We start from the raw sequence: 16,462 nt of genomic DNA on the forward strand, positions 1-16,462 counted from the left end.
CCCCCCCCCGGCACCCGCCATCCGCAGCCCGGGTCCTGGCCGGAGCCCCCACAGGCCCCCGTCGCCCCTACCAACCCGCCGCGAGCGACGTGCCGAAAACTGCGAAATCATCAAAACCGCTGGTCACAAGCGCATACCCTGGCTCTGGCGAGTCACCCGACGGCCAAGAGCCCGTCAACACCGGACATCCAACCCACACCCCGCCCACCCGCCACGAAGCACGGAGGGTGGACCACTGGTGACAGGTCAGGAGCCTGCCGAAGGCATCCATCCAGTCACGACGGCCAACCGGAGTCAGCCGGGTCGCGTCCTACCGGACGGACATGCCCTCTGATTCCCCCCGCCCCACTGGAGCATGCATGAACCCCGAACGTCCGCGCCCCCGTACGCGCAGGATCATCGCGGCCGGTGCCGCGACCCTCGCGCTCACACTCGTCGCCTCCTGTTCCTCGGCCGACGACCCCGACCAGCTCGACGAAGGGGCCGTCGCCCCCGAAACCGAGGAGAGCGAAGGGACCGCCGAGCCCCAGGCCGCGTCCGAGCCGGCATCGGAACCCTTCACCGTCGCCTTCGGCGGCGACGTGATGTTCGAGGGCATGCTCCTCCCCCGTCTCGCCGACCCGGCCACCGCGCTGGACCCCATCTCCGAGCAGCTCTCCGCAGCCGACCTCGCCATGGTCAACCTGGAGACCGCCGTCACCGAGGGCGGCACCCCCATCCCCGGCAAGGACTTCGTCTTCCGTGCGCCCTCCAGCGCGCTGGAGGCACTGGACTCCGCCGGGGTGGACGTGGCCACCCTCGCCAACAACCACGGCATGGACTACGGCGAGGACGGCCTGCTCGACACCCTCGACAACGGGGACGCCTCCCCCGTCGCCCTCGTGGGCGCGGGCCGGGGCGCCGACGAGGCCTACACGCCGCACGTGGCCGAGGTCAACGGGCAGAGCGTCGCCATGTTCGGTGCCACCGACGTGCTCGACGACCACCTCATCCCCGAGTGGACCGCCGGAGAGGGCAAGCCGGGCCTGGCCACCACCAAGTACGAGATGAAGGACCGGATGCTCTCGGCGGTCTCCGACGCCGCCGCCGAGCACGACAACGTCGTGGTCTTCCTGCACTGGGGGCTGGAGGGTTCGCACTGCCCGCTCCCGCACGCCCCCCAGCTCGCGGACGAACTCGTCGAGGCGGGCGCCACCGCCGTGGTCGGCGGCCACGCGCACGTGCTCTCGCCCGGCGGATTCCAGGGTGACGCCTACGTGCACTACGGCCTGAGCAACTTCGTGTTCTACAACTTCAGCGGCCCGACCGCCGAGACCGGTGTGCTGACCCTGACCTTCGACCGGGGCAGTGTCCTCGAGGCTGACTGGGCCCCGGCCCAGATCCAGGGCGGCGTCCCGGTTCCCTACGAGGGCGAAGCGGCAGACCAGGCCCGCCAGACCTGGGTGGACATGCGCCAGGAGTGCGGCCTGCCGCTCACCGACTCCCCGGCCTAGGCACGCCGGAACGCGCTCGCACGAGAACGCTCCGGGGCCGGCCCCCGCCTGGATTCCAGCGGCGGGCCGGCCCCGTCCTCACCGGTCCTGGGCGTCCGCGCCCTGGTCCGGCGGTGCGATCAGGGGCGTGAGCCCGTCGAGCAGGCGTTCCAGCCCCACCGCGAAAACCCGGTCGACGTCAGGCGGCCCGGTGACACCGAACATGACGGGGTAGCGCCCTTCGGCCGCGTACTGGAGGAACTTCTCGCCTTTGGCCCGCCACCACTGCTCGTAGTCCAGCGCGGCCTCGTTCTCGTCCACCGCCACCTGCATGCCCTGCAGCGCCATGCCCGAGGTGTAGGCCGACAGGATCGTGACGACGGTCAGGGCGCGGTCCGAGGAGTGCCCCTGGGCAGTGACCACACCCATCATCCACTCCGCGTTCCCCATGAGGCCGGGGGAAGCCACCGGTCCGGACATCATGGTCAGCCGGACGGCCCAGGGGTGCTGACGGTAGACGCCCCACTCCCACAGCACGGCCAGACCGAGGGCTTCCCGCCACTCCTCCGGTGGATGCTCGGGCAGGTCGGAGTTGAGGTAGATCCGGTCGATCATCGCGGTCAGGAGCTCACTCTTACTGGCGATGTGCCGGTACAGCGCCATGGTGCTCACCCGGAGCTCGGTGGAGACCCGGCGCATGGACAGACCGTCGATCCCCTCCGCGTCGGCGATGGTGATCGCGGCCCGGACGATCGCCTCCCGGGTCAGCGCGGATTCGGAGGCGGGTCGGTGTCCGCCCCCGCCCGCCGTGCGTGGGCGAACCGGTTCCGGTTCCGCGGTCGGTACCGCCCGCTCCGGCCTTCCCACGGGAGCCGGTTCGGGTGCGGTGCCAACGGCCGCCTCGGGCTGCGGGGAACCCCGCACCACGGTGCCCACCCCGCGTACCGCCTCCACCAACCCCTCCTGCTGCAGCGCGGAGAGGGCCTTGGTGGCGGTGGCCATGGCCACCCCCCACTCCCGGATGATCTCGCGGGTCGAGGGCACGCGGTCCCCCGGTTCGAGTTCCCCCTCGGTGATCCGCTCGCGGATGCTGGCGACGACACGCGCGTAGGGCGGGAGTTCCCGCCCCGAAGGTTCTGACATCAGTGGCCTCCCGGCTCGACCCGAATCCCGAGTGTACTAGTGCGCAACCTTCAGGCGAAACCCCTCATGGACCCTTACTCCGCCACGGAGATCCAGCCACACACTCCTCGAAATACCCCTAGTGCACTAGTTCACCAAGGCAAAAAGCCCTGTAAAAAAGGGGTTCTCATGGGCATCTCTGCATGTTTATAGTGTACGCAACAGGTGCATCACCCCCGAAGCGCACAATCAAGGCCCCAGCATGCGTACAGCGTCTCATCAGATCCAACCCAGAACTCGCTTGGAGAACACCGTGTCCCACACGTCCACGCCCGGGACCGCGCGCGTCCCGGACACCGTGTCGGGTCCGGTCCCGACCGACCGTCGCGTCCTCGCCCCGGACCTGGCCCGAGGAGTGATGCTGTTGGTCATCGCTCTCGCGCACACGCACATCTTCAGCGTGATGGCGGGCGGTGAGGAGGCCGTCCGAACCGTCGCGGACCGGATCGCCACCGCGGGCACCGCCGTGTTCGTCGACTACCGGGGCTACCCCATGTTCGCGGCGCTGTTCGGCTACGGCCTCGCCCAGATCCACCGGCGCCGAACCGAGCAGGGCCATGAGTGGCCCTGGGTGCGTTCCCTGCTGCGCCGCCGGAGCCGCTGGATGATCGTCTTCGGCGTGGTGCACGCGGCACTGCTCTTCTTCGGCGACATCCTGGCCGTGTACGGTCTCCTCGCCCTGGTCTTCGCCGGCGTGCTGCGGTTCCGCGACCGGACACTCGTCGTGCTGGCGGTGATCTGGCTGCCCCTGGGCGCGACCATCCATGCCCTGAACGCCGCTGACCAGGCCATGACCGACGGAGCGGCTTTCCCGCCGGTACCGGAGGGGGTCGTGAGCGAGCTCGCCTTCCGCCTCGGCGCGTTCGCGTTCCTCACCCCGGTCATGTTCATCAGCACCGTCGTCCCGTTCCTGCTGGGGATCCTGGCTGCCCGGCACCGCGTTCTGGACGAGCCTCGGCGACACCTGAAGCTCCTCCGCGGCGCCGCCTTCGTCGGCCTCCCCCTGGGGTTGCTGGGCGGTCTGCCCCTCGCTCTGATCAAGGCCGAGGCGTGGCCCGGCCACTCACCGCTGGACGCACTGGTCGCCGGTGGACTCCACCAGCTGAGCGGCTACGCGGCCGGGCTCGGCTACGCGGCGCTCATCGCCCTGATCGCCGTCCGTCTCCACGGTCGGCAGGGCCCGGTGGCCAACGCGCTGGCCGCGCTCGGACAGCGGTCCATGACCTTCTACCTGGCCCAGTCGGTGGTGTGGGCAGCACTGTTCGCCTCCTACACCCTCCACCTCCACGTGTCCGCGACCGCGGCCGTCGGCATCGCGGTGGCCGTGTGGTCGACCACCGTGGTCCTCGCCGACCTCATGCGCCGACGAGGCGTACGCGGCCCCGCCGAGGCGGCGCTGCGCCGCCTCACCTACGGCCCCTCCCGCTGAGGGGACCGGGACCGGGGTTCAGGACACCGCGATCCCGTAGCGCGCGGCCACCGAGTCGATCTCCGCCAGGAGCTCCCGCCGCCGGGCCACGCCCAGGTAGGAGGCCTCCACACCGTTGCGGGCCAGCCGCACCAGCCCTTCGGACCCCACCATGTCGTGCGCGATCCCGTACTCACCGCTCAGGTCGCTGCCGAACATGGTGGGGTCGTCGCTGTTGAGGGTGACCAGCAGGCCCGCGTCGAGCATGGCGGGCAGCGGGTGCTCCTCGATCCGGTCCACCGCGCGCGTACAGATGTTGGAAGTGGGACTGACGTCCACCGGGACCTGCGCCGCCACCAGCCGCTCGACCAGGGCGGGGTCCTTCATCACGTCGATGCCGTGCCCGATCCGCTCGGCGCCCAGCACGTCCAGCGCTTCCAGGACCCGCACCGGTCCTCCGTGCTCCCCCGCGTGCGGGAGGCTGGCCAGCCCGGCCGCCCGGGCCCGGCCGAACACCTCGGCGTAGGGGCCCAACGGGCTCTCCACACCGCCGACGCCGAAACCCACCACGCTCTGCGGGCCGTCCCGCAGCACCGCCTCGACCGTCCTCTCCGCGGACTCCACACCGAAGTCGGCCGGGAAGTCGGGGATCCACCTCAGCTGGATGCCGTGTTCGCGTTCGGCGTCCATCCGGGCGCGCTCGATCCCGTCGAACACCACCTTCGCCGGGACTCCGCGCATCAGGTGGGCGTAGAGGCTCACGTGCACCTCGGCGTAGCGCACGTTCTGGGCGGACAGCCGCTCGGCGACGACCGAGGCCAGCAGGGCGAAGTCGGCCTCCTCCCGGAGCGTGTGCACCGAGGCCAGGTAGACCTCCACGAAGTGCGGGAAGTCGGTGAAGGCGTACCAGGACCGGAGTTCCTCCAGCGTGCCCGGGACCCCCTCCACACGGTGCCGTCCGGCCAGCTCGAAGAGGGTCTCGGCGGGCATGGAGCCCTCGAGGTGAACGTGCAGTTCGACCTTGGGCAGGTCCCGCACGAGTTGGCTGACGGACGGGTCGACGAGTGTCGGGGCAGTCTGATCCATAGCGCCAAACCTAGGAGGACGGCACGGCGGGGCGCCACTTCGGGTGGGCAATCTGACGAAAGTCGGGGAGTTCCCCGGGCCGACGCGGGCCACCGGGCCGACGCGGGCCGTCGGCGATCGTCACCGCGCACGGACGACCTGACGAAAGATGGGGGTTCCCGCCACAGGCCGTTGACCAAAGAGCGTGGTGGGGGCGGGCGCCCTCTCCGTAGCTTTGTGCTCACCACCTCCCCACAGGCAGTGCCTCCCACCAAGAAGTGAGCAGCCGATGAACACGCAGCCCGCGACCGCTCCCCGCCCCACCGGCTCCCAGGTCCTCGGTGCCCGGATCCAGATCTACGCGCAGCGCAACCCCGGCGGTTACGCCGTCCGCGGCGCGGCCCTGGCCGCGGTGGGCGCCGTGTTCCTCGCCGTCACCGCCGCCGCCCCGTCCCTGGTCGATCCGACCAGCATCCCGGGTTGGACCCTGGTCGGGATCCTGTGCGCGACGGTCGTCGGTGCCCTGCTGGCCGGGCTGCCCATGTACGTCCACGCGAGGAACCTGCCCGATGTCGAGGAGAACGACCCCGTCCGGTACGCCTCGGCCAGGCTCCAGGCGGCCTCCGGGGAACTCGGACCGGACCCGGCCACCAACCACCTGGCGCGCCGGCTGTCCGACCGGCTCGTGCACAACAGCAACCCCGGCTACGCCATGGGCGGACTGTTCATCGTCCTGCTGTTCGTCACCGTCCTGCCCCTGGCCGACATCATCGGCCCCGGGTTCACCCCGCTGCACCTGCTCCGGCTCGCGCCCGCCACAGTGTTCCTCATCGCCTTCGCCCTCGCCTACTCCAGCGCCAAGGCACAGCACACGCGCTTCAAGGCCTTCCGGGAGAGCTACGACGCCGCCAACACCTGAGTGCCCGGAGAGCCCGTGCCCTCCGGGCGCTCAGAGGCCGGATCTCACTCCGACGGCAGCCCGCCGTTGACCCTCCGGGGCACGGAAAGCGGGTTGCCGTCCCTCAGTTCCGGGGGAAGCAGCGGCTGCGGCACCGACTGGTAGGTGACCGGCCGCAGGAAGCGGCGGATCGCGGTCGTGCCCACCGAGGTGTGCAGGGGCGCGGTCGTCGCCGGGTAGGGACCGCCGTGCGTCATCGCGTGGGTGACCGCCACTCCGGTCGGCCAGCCGTTCCAGACCACCCGGCCCGCCACCGAGGCGCCCAGGGCCAGGAGCGCCGGGGCCATCGGATCGTCCTCCTCGCCGTGGACGGTGACGGTGAGCTGGCCGTGCAGCACCCCGCCCACCTCCAGCAGACGGCGTTCGTCGGCGTAGGCGACCACGAGGGTGGCGGGCCCGAAGCACTCGGCCAGCAGGGCCTCGGAGTGCTCCAGCAGGGCGTCCAGATCGGTACGGAGCAGGGTCGGCGACCATCCCTCGGCGGTCTCCCCGCCCTGGACCAGCACCTCCGTGGCCGGATGTCCGGTCAGGGTGTCCACGCCCCGGGCGAACCCCTCGGCCACCCGGTCGTTGAGCAGCGGGGCGGCGGCCCGCCCCTGGAAGTCGGCGACGAGCGCGTCCAGCTCCGCCCCCTCGGGGACGAACACCACCCCGGGCTTGGTACAGAACTGGCCCGAGCCCATCGTGGCCGATCCCGCGTACCCCTCCAGGATCTCCTCGCCCCGGTCGGCCATCGCCGCGCGGGTGACGAAGACGGGATTGACGCTGCCGAGCTCCCCGTAGAACGGGATGGGTTCCGGGCGGGAGACGGCGAGGTCGTACAGGGCCCGGCCGCCGGGGATGGATCCGGTGAAGCCGACCGCCCGCGTGAGCGGATGCGTGACCGCGTGCTTGCCCGCCTCGAACCCGTTCACCAGGGCGAAAACGCCCTCGGGGACCCCGGCGTCCGCCAGCGCCGCCACCACCAGGTCCGCGGTGCGCCGGGCCAGTTCGGGATGGCCGGGGTGGGCCTTGACCACCACGGGACACCCGGCGGCCAGCGCGGAGGCGCTGTCGCCCCCGGCGGTGGAGAAGGCGAAGGGGAAGTTGCCGGCCCCGAACACCACCACCGGGCCGAGCGGGACGAGCAGGCGCCGCACGTCCGGCCGGGGCGTACCCCAGTCCGGGTCGGCCGGATCGATCATCGCCTCCAGGTACTCGCCCTCCTCGAGGACGTCCGCGAACAGACGGAGCTGGAAGGTGGTCCGGCCGAGCTCGCCCCGGCAGCGCGCCTCGGGGTAGTGGGCCTCGGCCATCGCGACGGGGACGAGTTCCTCGGCCGCCCCGTCCAGGGCGTCGGCCACGGCCCGCAGTGCCCGGGCCCGTTCGGCGGCGGGCAGGGCGGCGTAGAGCGGTGCGGCGGCGGACGCCCGCTCCAGGACGGCGTCGAGTTCCTCGGGAGTGGTCCCGGGGCGCTCTTCCGGTGTGCTCTGGGGGGCTGCTGTGGTCATGGCCGGAACCTCCTGGGGAAGATAGGTGCGCTGCCAGGCCCACGATGCCATGGCCCCCGGCGCGGGACAGGGCCGTCCCGTTCACACGGCGGCCCCTCGACCGCCGACAGCGATGCCGGATGCACGGCGTACAGAGCGGGCCGTTCCGTTACCGACTCCTCCACACGCTCCCCATCTTGGAAAACGTCGCTCGGACCGGCCTGGAACGCGCTCTCCCGAGGTTCTTCGGAACGAAACTGGAATTTCCCCGGAACCAGGTGATTCCGGAAAGGCATCATAGGTGGTGTGACGACAAATTCCCGAAGCTCAACGCCCCCGCGCGCGCGACGGACTCCAGGCGCGAACAACGGGACCCCCGCGTCGCGTGAGCGTCGCGGACCGGCCGGCGCCGCCAACGACGAGCTCGCGTTCGCGCAGGCTCCCCTGCGTCGGCTCCCGGCCCAACAGCGCAGCATGGTCAGGGTCCAGCGCATGCTCGACTGCTGCGCCGACCTCCTCGACGAGGTCGGCTACGACAACCTCTCCACCACCCGGATCGCCGAACGCGCCGGAGTGGCCATCGGTTCCGTCTACCAGTTCTTCCCCGACAAGAAAGCGATCACCCAGGCCCTGGGGCTGCGTTTCCTGGACCAGTTCAGCACCCGGGTCACCGAGCGCCTGGCCGACGCCTCCTTCACCCACTGGACCGTCGCCGTCGACACCGTCATCGACGAATACATCGACATGCACCGCAACGTGCCCGGCTTCCGCAGCCTCCACTTCGGTGACATCGTCGACCCCCGCCTCCTCAACGGCGGCAGCGACAACAACCGCGTCATCTCGGTGCGGCTGCGCCGCATCATCGTCTCCGTCACCGGAATCCCCGACGACGACGAGCTCGACCGCACCATCCACGTCGCCGTCGAAGCCGCGGACGCCGTCCTCAAGCTCGCCTTCCGCGACAACCCCGACGGTGACCCCGCCCTCGTCTACGAGGCCAAGCGCCTCGTCAGCAGCTACCTGTCCCACTTCTCCGAACGCAACGGAGGTGACCGTCCTTGGTAGCCGACGCGCCGGCCCTCTCCGCCCCCGTCACCGGGACCGCCGCGGGCGTGCCCTTCCTCGCCCTGCCTCCGGCCGCGGCCACCGGCGCCCCGGCCCCGCTCGTCGTCGGGCTGCACGCCTTCGAACCGCCGCGCAGTGAGTCGGCCCTGGCCGGTGCGGTCCCCATGGCCTCGCTTCCGGCCTGGCGGGTCTACCTCGGCCTGCCCCTGTTCGGTGCCCGCCTGCCCGAGGGCGGCGTCACCGAGATCAACCGGCGCGGGGAACGCGACTACCTCGTCGAACTCTTCGGTCCCGTCGTGGAGGAGGCCGCGGCCGAACTGCGCCGCGTCGTCGAGGAACTGCGTTCGGACTTCCCCGTCGCCGACACCCCGGTCGGTCTGGTGGGAGTGGGCGCCGGCGCCTCCGCGGTGCTCCTGGCCCTGGCCGAGGACCGCCTGCAGGTCGGCGCGGCCGCGGTCATCAACCCGATCGTGGAGCCCTCGCTGCTGATGGCCGCCCGCGAGCGCCGCACGGGCAACCCGTACCGCTGGAGCGCCCAGGCCCAGCAGACCCGGGGCTGGCTGGACTTCTCCGCCCGGGCCGACGAGATCTCCCGCGTCGGGACCCCCGTGCTCATCGTCAACGGGGGCCGGGACGAGGTCGCCCCGGCCGAGCACGGACGGGCCTTCCACGACACCCTGGCCGCCCAGGGATCCCCGCAGAGCCCCGAACACGGCGGCGGCCGGGCCGCCGAGCATGCGCTCCGTCACATCGTGGTGCCCGATCTGGCCCACGCGATCGGCCCCGAGCCCGGTCTCGAACCGGGCCCGCTCACCCCGGCCGGCGTCCTCACCGACCGGGCACTGACCGAGTGGTTCCATCTGCACCTGACCTCTTCCCCGCAGGTCCAGGCACCCGCGGACGCCTGACCACCGGTACGCTCCGCCCCCGTCCCGCGCACGGAGCGGGGCAACGGCGGACGTTCACCCACAACACCCCGCGGTCTTCCCCTCCGTCCGCTTCCCGGACGCCGCCGCGACAGCCAGTACACGTTCCATGGGATCATCCAGGGGCGACCGCGACAGCGGTCCCACCTGATCCGTTTCGACTCATCCACCAGGAGGGCGAACCACGTGACGGAACCGGCACCGGTCTTTGCCAGCGGGGTCGACAACGAGCGGTTGAACGCACAGCTGCGCTTCCTCCTCGAAGTGGACAAACTCAAGCGTGTCCTGCGGCAGAACCTGCTGGTGGACGGCTCCCGGCGGGAGAACTCCGCGGAGCACTCCTGGCACCTGGCCCTGTCCGCCCGAACCTTCGCCGAGTACGCTCCCGAAGGCACCGACATCGACCGCGTCACCGAGATGCTCCTGCTCCACGACATCGTGGAGATCGACGCGGGCGACACCTTCCTCTTCGACCCGGTCAGCACAGAGACGCAGGACGAGCGCGAACGCGCCGCCGCCGACCGCCTCTTCCCCCTGCTCCCCGAGGACCAGGCCGCCCGGGCCCGTGAGCTGTGGGACGAGTTCGAGGCCCGGGCCACCCCGGAGGCCCGGTTCGCCCGCGCCGTCGACCGGCTCTCCCCGATGCTCGCCAACTGGCACAACGACGGCGGCGCGTGGGTGCGCTTCGGTGTCACCCGGGCTCAGGTCATGGAGAAGGTGAAGCTGGTCTCCGAGGGCTCCGAGGCCCTGGGGTCCTACGCCACCGCCCTGATCGACGACGCGGACCGGCGCGGATACTTCCGCACCTGACCGGCGGTCAGACCCGGCCCATGACCAGCTGGACCGCCGCGGTCAGACCCACCACGACCAGGACCACCCGCAGGGCGGCCGGGCTGAGCTTGCGGCCGAAGTTGGCTCCCAGGTAGCCGCCGACGATGGTCCCGACCGCGATGAGGCCCACCACCGGCCACGCGGGTGAGGCGAGCACGATGTAGAACACCGCCGCCGTGCTGTTGGCGATGGTGGCCAGCGCGTTCTTCAGGGCGTTGAGTCGCTGGAGGTCGTCGTCCAGGGTCGCGCCGAGCAGGCTGATGAGGATGATCCCCTGCGCGGCGGCGAAGTACCCGCCGTAGGTGCCGGCCCCGTAGGCGCCCACCGGCATCCAGGGGCCGCCGTTCTTCGAGGCGGGCTTGCGCGAGCGGGCCCACTTGGTGATCCGGGGCTGAAGGACGATCAGCACGCACGCGCCGCCGATCATGAACGGCACCACGGACTCGAAGACGCCCGAGGGCAGGTAGATCAGCAGCATGGCGCCGGTCATCGCACCGAAGAAGGACATGGTGCCGAACCGGATCAGCCGGGTCTTCTGCCCGGCCAGTTCGCGCCGGTAGGCGATGGTGCCGCTGAGTGTTCCGGGGGCCAGGCCGATGCTGTTGGAGACGGTGGCGGTGATCGGCGGGTAGCCGAGGGCCAGCAGCACCGGGAAGGTGAAGAGCGTTCCCGACCCGGCGATGGCGTTGATCCCGCCGGCGGCCACACCGGCGAGCAGAATGGCCAGGGCCTCCCAGAGTTCCATCGCGGTGCGCTCCGATCCTTCGCTCCCCGACCGTCGAGGGCCAGAACAGACTACGAGACCGAGTCATCGGATCCTCAGGCCGGGGCTGGGACAGTGACCGCACCGGCACAGGCGCTCCCACCAGCACGAAGGCCCCGCCGCACTGGTGCGGCGGGGCCTCGGGGCCGTTCCGGGGGGAGGTCAGGGTGACGGACGCCACCGGTCAGTGCGGGACCTTCACGACCTCGCTCTGGATCCGCTCGAAGGCACTGCTGACACCCTGGAGCGCCTGCCCCATCTCCGCGGGGACGATCCACACCTTGTTGGCGTCGCCCTTGGCGATCTCCGGGAGTTTCTGCAGGTACTGGTAGGCGAGCACGTCCGGGTCGACCCGGCTCGTGTGCAGGGCCTTGAACACCATGTGGATGGCGTCGGCCTCACCGCGGGCCCGCAGGGTCTGCGCGTCCGCGTCGGCCTTGGCCGTGAGCATCTGCGCCTCCGCGTTACCCTTCGCCTTCAGCACGGACGAGGACCGTTCACCCTCGGCCCTCAGTACCAGGGCCTGCTTCTCACCCTCGGCGCTGAGCAGCTGGGCGCGCTTCTCGCGGTCCGCGCGCATCTGCATCTCCATCGCCTCCTGCACGGAGGACGGCGGTTCGATGCCCTTGAGCTCGATCCGGCTGATCTCGATGCCCCAGTCCCGGGTGGCCTCGTCCAGCACGGTCTTGAGTTCGCGGTTGATCTGGTCCCGGGAGGTGAGCGTGCCCTCCAGGTTCATGCCACCGATCACGTTGCGCAGGGTGGCGAGGGTGAGCTGCTCGACGGCCTGGATGAAGTTGGCGACCTCGTAGGTGGCGCGGTAGGCGTCCACGACCCGTATGTAGACCGCGGAGTCGACCTCGACGGCCAGGTTGTCCTCGGTGATGGCCGACTGCGGCGGGAAGCTGACCACCTGGACACGGCGGTCGATGCGTTCGCGGACCTGGTCGACACCGGGGATCACGATATTGAAGCCGGAGCTGAGGGTTCGGTGGAACTTACCGAAGCGCTCGACCACGTCCTCCATGGAGTGCGGCACGATACGCACACTGCGCCAGAAGATGATCAAAAGTACGGCGACGAAGAGTACGACGATGATGATCGAGGCCATGGGTTACCAAACCCTCCCGACGTCGAACCGGGTAACGGTGTTCAACAGCGGCATCTGCGGCAGCTCCGGATCTCCTGACGGGGGTGACAGGCAGCGTGGGAGCGGACCGCGCCCTCGCCGCCTCACCTCGGGGGGAAGATCATAAAGCGCGCCGAAATAGAGCGATCCGCTCACTGAACGTTGACGCTACCCCATACCTCTCCGAGAGGACCACATCCGGACGGAAATAGGTTTTACGGACAATACATTCTCGGCATAAAAACAACCCCCTATACGGCCTTGGCCGTCCAGCGGCCCCCGTCACGCTCCACCTTCAACGGCAGACCGAAGGTCTCACTGAGGTGCTCGGCCGTCATGACCTCGTCCAGCGGACCGGCCTGCACGATGTCCCCGTCCCGGATCAGCAGTCCGTGAGTGAAGCCGGGCGGGATCTCCTCGACGTGGTGGGAGACCACCACCAGCGCCGGCGCCGTCTCGTTGGACGCCAGCTTGCCCAGGCGGCGCAGCAGGTCCTCACGGCCGCCCAGGTCCAGCCCGGCCGCGGGCTCGTCCAGGAGCAGCAGCTCCGGGTCGGACATCAGCGCACGGGCGATCAGCACCCGCTTGCGCTCGCCCTCGGACAGGGTGTGGAAGACACGCTCGGCGAGATCAGCCACACCCCAGTGGCCCAGCAGCGCACGCGCGCGCCCGTAGTCAGGGGTGCCGTACTCCTCGCGGAAGCGCCCCAGGTACCCGTAAGCGGCACTGACCACCAGGTCCAGAACAGGGGTGCCCTCCTCGATCCGACCGGACACGGAGGCCCCGGCGTAACCGATCAGCGGCCGCAGCTCGAAGACGTCCACACCGCCGAGCTTCTCTCCGAGGATCTCGACCCTGCCCGCGGTGGGGTGCAGCTGGCTGGAAGCCACGTTCAGCAGGGTGGTCTTCCCCGCGCCGTTGGGGCCGAGCACGACCCAGCGCTCGCCCTCCAGAACCGACCAGTCGACACCGTCGAGCAGATGCTCGCCGCCGCGCCGTACCGTGACCCCGTTCAGGCCCAGAACACGCCCGTCCATCATCCTCCTATCGTCACGTCCCACGCCGGTGCACGGGCCGCCCTACCCTGAAGTAATGCATCTGACGTCCGCACCGCTCGTCGCCTGGGGCAACGCCTGGCTGTCCGGCCACGTCGGGCTGGACGACGCCGTAGACGCCGTCGAACGCCGGAGCGGCCCCAACCTGATCGGGACAGTACCCCCAGGCGACCTGCCGTTCGACAGCGGCGTACCGCTGCGTGCCGCACTGGTACGCCTTCGTGGCCTGGGGTTGTCCGTCTTCCGGTTGGCGCTGCCCGCCTGGGGGGACCCGTTCGGGCTGGTGGGCCCGGCCGAACTCAACCAGGCCGCCATCGAGGCTCAGGAGGGGGTGCTGGTGCAGCTCGCCGACCGGCAGACAGGCCTCGTGCCCGCCGCCGACCGGCGTGGTTCATCCTACGTGGGCGTTTCGTGGACCCCGTATCCGGCGAACGACGCCCTCCCCCAGATACCCGACCTGCCCGAGGCCGAGCGGCGGCTGAAGCTCACCCTGGTCCGGGTCGCCGAACAGCTCCAGGGGGTGGACGACGTCGCGGGCTTCGCCCCGGCCGTGCACAGGGCCCTGGGCGACCTCGGCGACTCGGGGACCCCGCTCCTGGCCCACGGCTATCCTCCGCGAGCACACCGGGTCGCGGCACAGGCCGAACGGCTGGCGAAGGTCGTGAAGCTGGCCGAGCCCGGCTCCGGCCGGGGACTCAGCGCCCACCAGGCCCGCCTGCGCACGGAGGCCCTGCGAGAGCTGGACGCGGCCGTGCGCCGGGCCCTGGTGGCCGCACACACCGCCATAGAGAGGTAGGACCCTGGGAGGGGTGCCGGGTTTTCTCCGGGTGAAGCCAGGGGATTCACCTGATCCACGGCAACAGCCGTCTCCCCGATACTGGACAGTGGGAGGCCGCACGTGGCCGACTCACAGAGGAGGAGAGCCGTCATCATGCAACCCGAGCACATTCGAGCTTCGGACGCGGACCGCGACCAGGTTGCCGAACGGCTCCGCGAAGCCGTCGCCGAGGGACGCCTCAGCCCGGTCGAGCACGAGGAGCGGCTGGACGTCCTGTACAAGGCCAAGACCATCGGCGAACTGGCCCCGATCATCTCCGACCTCCCCGGGAGCACCACCTCCTACCGTGTGGACCCCGGCAACCCGGACAGCGGCATGGAGATCCTCGGCAACGAGGCCCGCGACCTCGCCGGGCAGAGCAAGGGCTCGGAGAACCTCGTGGCGGTCTTCGGCGGCTGCGAACGCCGCGGCCGCTGGCTGGTGGAGCCCCGCACCAACGTGTCGGTGCTCTGCGGCGGAGTGGAACTGGACCTGCGCGAGGCGGTGCTGAGCCAGCACGAGGTCACCATCCAGCTCGCCGTGATCATGGGCGGGGTGGACATCAAGGTGCCCCACGGGGTCCGGGTGATCAACAACACGTCAGCGATTCTGGGCGGAGTGGACCTCCACGGAACGGACCAGGTCACGGACCCGAACGCCCCCGTAGTACACCTGACCGGAACGTGCATGCTGGGCGGAGTGGACGTGAAGGCCAAGCACATGAAGAAGAAGCGCAAGAAGTAGTGAGGCCGGGGTGTCCACATGGTGAACTAGCTGCGAAAACCCCAGCCCCTGCCCGTCACTCCCGCCCCACGGCCGAGTACCGTGGAGAGCGCCATGAGTGATGAATCCACGTTGTTGGTCACGGTGACCGGGCGCGACCGTCCGGGCATCAGCGCACGCCTTCTGAGCACCCTTTCCGTCTTCCCTGTCACCATCGTCGACCTCGAGCAGGTCGTCCTGGGTGGCCGGTTGGTCCTGGGCGCCGTTCTGGAGGTCGACGAGCGGGTCGCCCCGGGGGTGAGTCGCCAGCGGGTCTTCGAGGAGATCCGCTCCGCCCTGGACAAGACCGCCATCGATCTCGACATGGACGTCGAGTACGACGTCGGCAACAATCGCGTGAACGAGGTCTCCGCGGAGAGACTCCACGTCACTGTCCTCGCCGCCCCCCTACGCCCCGGAGCCCTGGGTGCCATCACCTCCTGTGTGGCCCGCTCCGGAGCCAACATCGACCGCATCGAACGGCTCTCCGGCTACCCGGTGACCTCCGTGGAGATGGAGATCTCCGGAGGGAACCCGGACCAGCTCCGCGCCGAACTGGCGATGGAGTCCGCCACCCAGGGTGTGGACGTCGCCGTCCAGGCCAGCGGGCTGCACCGCCGCGGCAAGCACCTCATCGTCATGGACGTCGACTCGACCCTCATCCAGGGCGAGGTCATCGAGCTCCTCGCGGCACACGCGAACTGCCTCGAGGAGGTCGCCAAGGTGACCGAGGAGGCCATGCGCGGAGAACTCGACTTCGAGGAGTCCCTCCGCCGCCGTGTCTCCCTCCTCAAGGGGCTGGACGCCTCCGCGATCGAGCTGGTCCGCGACGAGATCCAGCTGACCCCGGGCGCACGTACCCTCGTCCGTACCCTGAAGCGCCTGGGTTACGAGTGCGGCATCGTGAGCGGCGGCTTCACCCAGATCACCGACGTCCTCGTGGAGCGCCTCGGTCTGGACTACTCCGCGGCCAACACCCTGGAGATCATCGACGGCAAGCTGACCGGCGAACTGGTCGGCCCCATCATCGACCGCAAGGGCAAGGCGACCACCCTCCAGCGCTTCGCCGAGGAAGCCGGCGTCCCCCTGGAGCAGACGGTCGCCGTCGGCGACGGAGCCAACGACCTCGACATGCTCCAGACCGCCGGCTTGGGCGTGGCCTTCAACGCCAAGCCCGTCGTCCGCCAGCAAGCCGACACCTCGGTGAACGTGCCCTACCTGGACACCATCGCCTTCATCCTCGGCATCACCCGCGAGGAAATCGAAGCCGCGGACCTCAACGACTGAACAAGAAAAAGGGGGGCTCCGTGATCACGAAGCCCCCCTTTTTCGCATGCACGGTCTTTTCGTGTGCACGGTCGCTCCGTGAGTTATCCACAGCCCCCGAGCCGGCCACTGGCGATTCCCATCCCGGCCACCTAACGTCGATACCGGGGGAACCTCCACACCCGCCAGCCCACCCCTGCCCCCATCAGAATTCACATGTTCACAAGCCATGACAAAAAACAAAAAGAAGGAGGAGCCCGCCCCGAAAGACGAACCCCTCCCCCTATTCTCAAG

General features: G+C 70.1%; 15 protein-coding genes. 9 read left to right on the forward strand and 6 right to left on the reverse strand.

Annotated features, from left to right (window positions below):
• Nucleotides 1–359: 359 nt before the first annotated feature.
• Nucleotides 360–1,493 (forward strand): CapA family protein, encoded by a 1,134-nt coding sequence (locus D458_RS0131875; protein ID WP_017590776.1) that lies wholly within the window; start codon nt 360–362, stop codon nt 1,491–1,493.
• A 78-nt stretch (nt 1,494–1,571) separates the two neighbouring features.
• Here D458_RS0131875 and D458_RS0131880 read toward each other — a convergent pair whose 3' ends face one another.
• Complete coding sequence (locus tag D458_RS0131880; RefSeq protein ID WP_017590777.1) at nt 1,572–2,615, reverse strand: GntR family transcriptional regulator; 1,044 nt, start codon at nt 2,613–2,615, stop codon at nt 1,572–1,574.
• Between the two features lie 292 nt (nt 2,616–2,907).
• Between D458_RS0131880 and D458_RS0131885 the strand changes: the two genes are divergently transcribed.
• Nucleotides 2,908–4,083: a DUF418 domain-containing protein gene (locus D458_RS0131885; protein ID WP_026119886.1), complete on the forward strand. Its 1,176-nt coding sequence runs from the start codon at nt 2,908–2,910 to the stop codon at nt 4,081–4,083.
• Between the two features lie 18 nt (nt 4,084–4,101).
• Here D458_RS0131885 and add read toward each other — a convergent pair whose 3' ends face one another.
• On the reverse strand, nt 4,102–5,148 hold the full coding sequence (add, locus tag D458_RS0131890) for an adenosine deaminase (RefSeq protein WP_017590779.1): 1,047 nt from the start codon (nt 5,146–5,148) through the stop codon (nt 4,102–4,104).
• A 268-nt stretch (nt 5,149–5,416) separates the two neighbouring features.
• Between add and D458_RS0131895 the strand changes: the two genes are divergently transcribed.
• A complete protein-coding gene (locus D458_RS0131895) occupies nt 5,417–6,046 on the forward strand; it encodes a hypothetical protein (protein ID WP_017590780.1) in 630 nt (209 codons plus the stop codon).
• A 44-nt stretch (nt 6,047–6,090) separates the two neighbouring features.
• Here the strand turns inward: D458_RS0131895 and D458_RS0131900 are convergent, their stop codons facing one another.
• Nucleotides 6,091–7,575: an aldehyde dehydrogenase (NADP(+)) gene (locus D458_RS0131900; protein ID WP_017590781.1), complete on the reverse strand. Its 1,485-nt coding sequence runs from the start codon at nt 7,573–7,575 to the stop codon at nt 6,091–6,093.
• A 453-nt stretch (nt 7,576–8,028) separates the two neighbouring features.
• Here D458_RS0131900 and D458_RS0131905 point away from each other — a divergent pair, with 453 nt between their 5' ends.
• The 3 genes from D458_RS0131905 (at nt 8,029) to D458_RS0131915 (ending at nt 10,355) form a co-directional block, all read left to right on the forward strand.
• Entirely contained in the window at nt 8,029–8,619 is a 591-nt protein-coding gene (locus tag D458_RS0131905; protein WP_026119887.1) for a TetR/AcrR family transcriptional regulator, read from the forward strand.
• Nucleotides 8,613–9,527: an alpha/beta hydrolase gene (locus D458_RS0131910; protein WP_017590783.1), complete on the forward strand. Its 915-nt coding sequence runs from the start codon at nt 8,613–8,615 to the stop codon at nt 9,525–9,527. Before D458_RS0131905 ends, D458_RS0131910 begins: the two co-directional genes overlap by 7 nt.
• A 204-nt stretch (nt 9,528–9,731) precedes the next feature.
• On the forward strand, nt 9,732–10,355 hold the full coding sequence (locus D458_RS0131915) for an HD domain-containing protein (protein ID WP_017590784.1): 624 nt from the start codon (nt 9,732–9,734) through the stop codon (nt 10,353–10,355).
• A gap of 7 nt (nt 10,356–10,362) precedes the next feature.
• Here D458_RS0131915 and D458_RS0131920 read toward each other — a convergent pair whose 3' ends face one another.
• From D458_RS0131920 to D458_RS0131930, 3 genes are all read right to left on the reverse strand, one after another.
• On the reverse strand, nt 10,363–11,121 hold the full coding sequence (locus tag D458_RS0131920) for a sulfite exporter TauE/SafE family protein (RefSeq protein WP_017590785.1): 759 nt from the start codon (nt 11,119–11,121) through the stop codon (nt 10,363–10,365).
• Between the two features lie 202 nt (nt 11,122–11,323).
• Entirely contained in the window at nt 11,324–12,250 is a 927-nt protein-coding gene (locus D458_RS0131925; protein WP_017590786.1) for an SPFH domain-containing protein, read from the reverse strand.
• Between the two features lie 269 nt (nt 12,251–12,519).
• Nucleotides 12,520–13,305, reverse strand: a complete 786-nt coding sequence (locus D458_RS0131930) for an ABC transporter ATP-binding protein (protein WP_017590787.1) — start codon at nt 13,303–13,305, stop codon at nt 12,520–12,522.
• Between the two features lie 55 nt (nt 13,306–13,360).
• Here D458_RS0131930 and D458_RS0131935 point away from each other — a divergent pair, with 55 nt between their 5' ends.
• The 3 genes from D458_RS0131935 (at nt 13,361) to serB (ending at nt 16,189) form a co-directional block, all read left to right on the forward strand.
• Nucleotides 13,361–14,119: a hypothetical protein gene (locus D458_RS0131935; protein ID WP_017590788.1), complete on the forward strand. Its 759-nt coding sequence runs from the start codon at nt 13,361–13,363 to the stop codon at nt 14,117–14,119.
• 135 nt (nt 14,120–14,254) lie between these two features.
• Nucleotides 14,255–14,884: a DUF1707 SHOCT-like domain-containing protein gene (locus tag D458_RS0131940; protein WP_017590789.1), complete on the forward strand. Its 630-nt coding sequence runs from the start codon at nt 14,255–14,257 to the stop codon at nt 14,882–14,884.
• Between the two features lie 93 nt (nt 14,885–14,977).
• Nucleotides 14,978–16,189 carry a phosphoserine phosphatase SerB gene (gene serB / locus D458_RS0131945; RefSeq protein WP_026119888.1) on the forward strand — a complete coding sequence of 404 codons (1,212 nt, stop codon included), beginning with the start codon at nt 14,978–14,980 and terminating at the stop codon, nt 16,187–16,189.
• Nucleotides 16,190–16,462 lie beyond the last annotated feature (273 nt).

This window comes from Nocardiopsis ganjiahuensis DSM 45031 (assembly GCF_000341085.1).
In the GTDB taxonomy this organism is placed as follows: Bacteria; Actinomycetota; Actinomycetes; order Streptosporangiales; family Streptosporangiaceae; genus Nocardiopsis; species Nocardiopsis ganjiahuensis.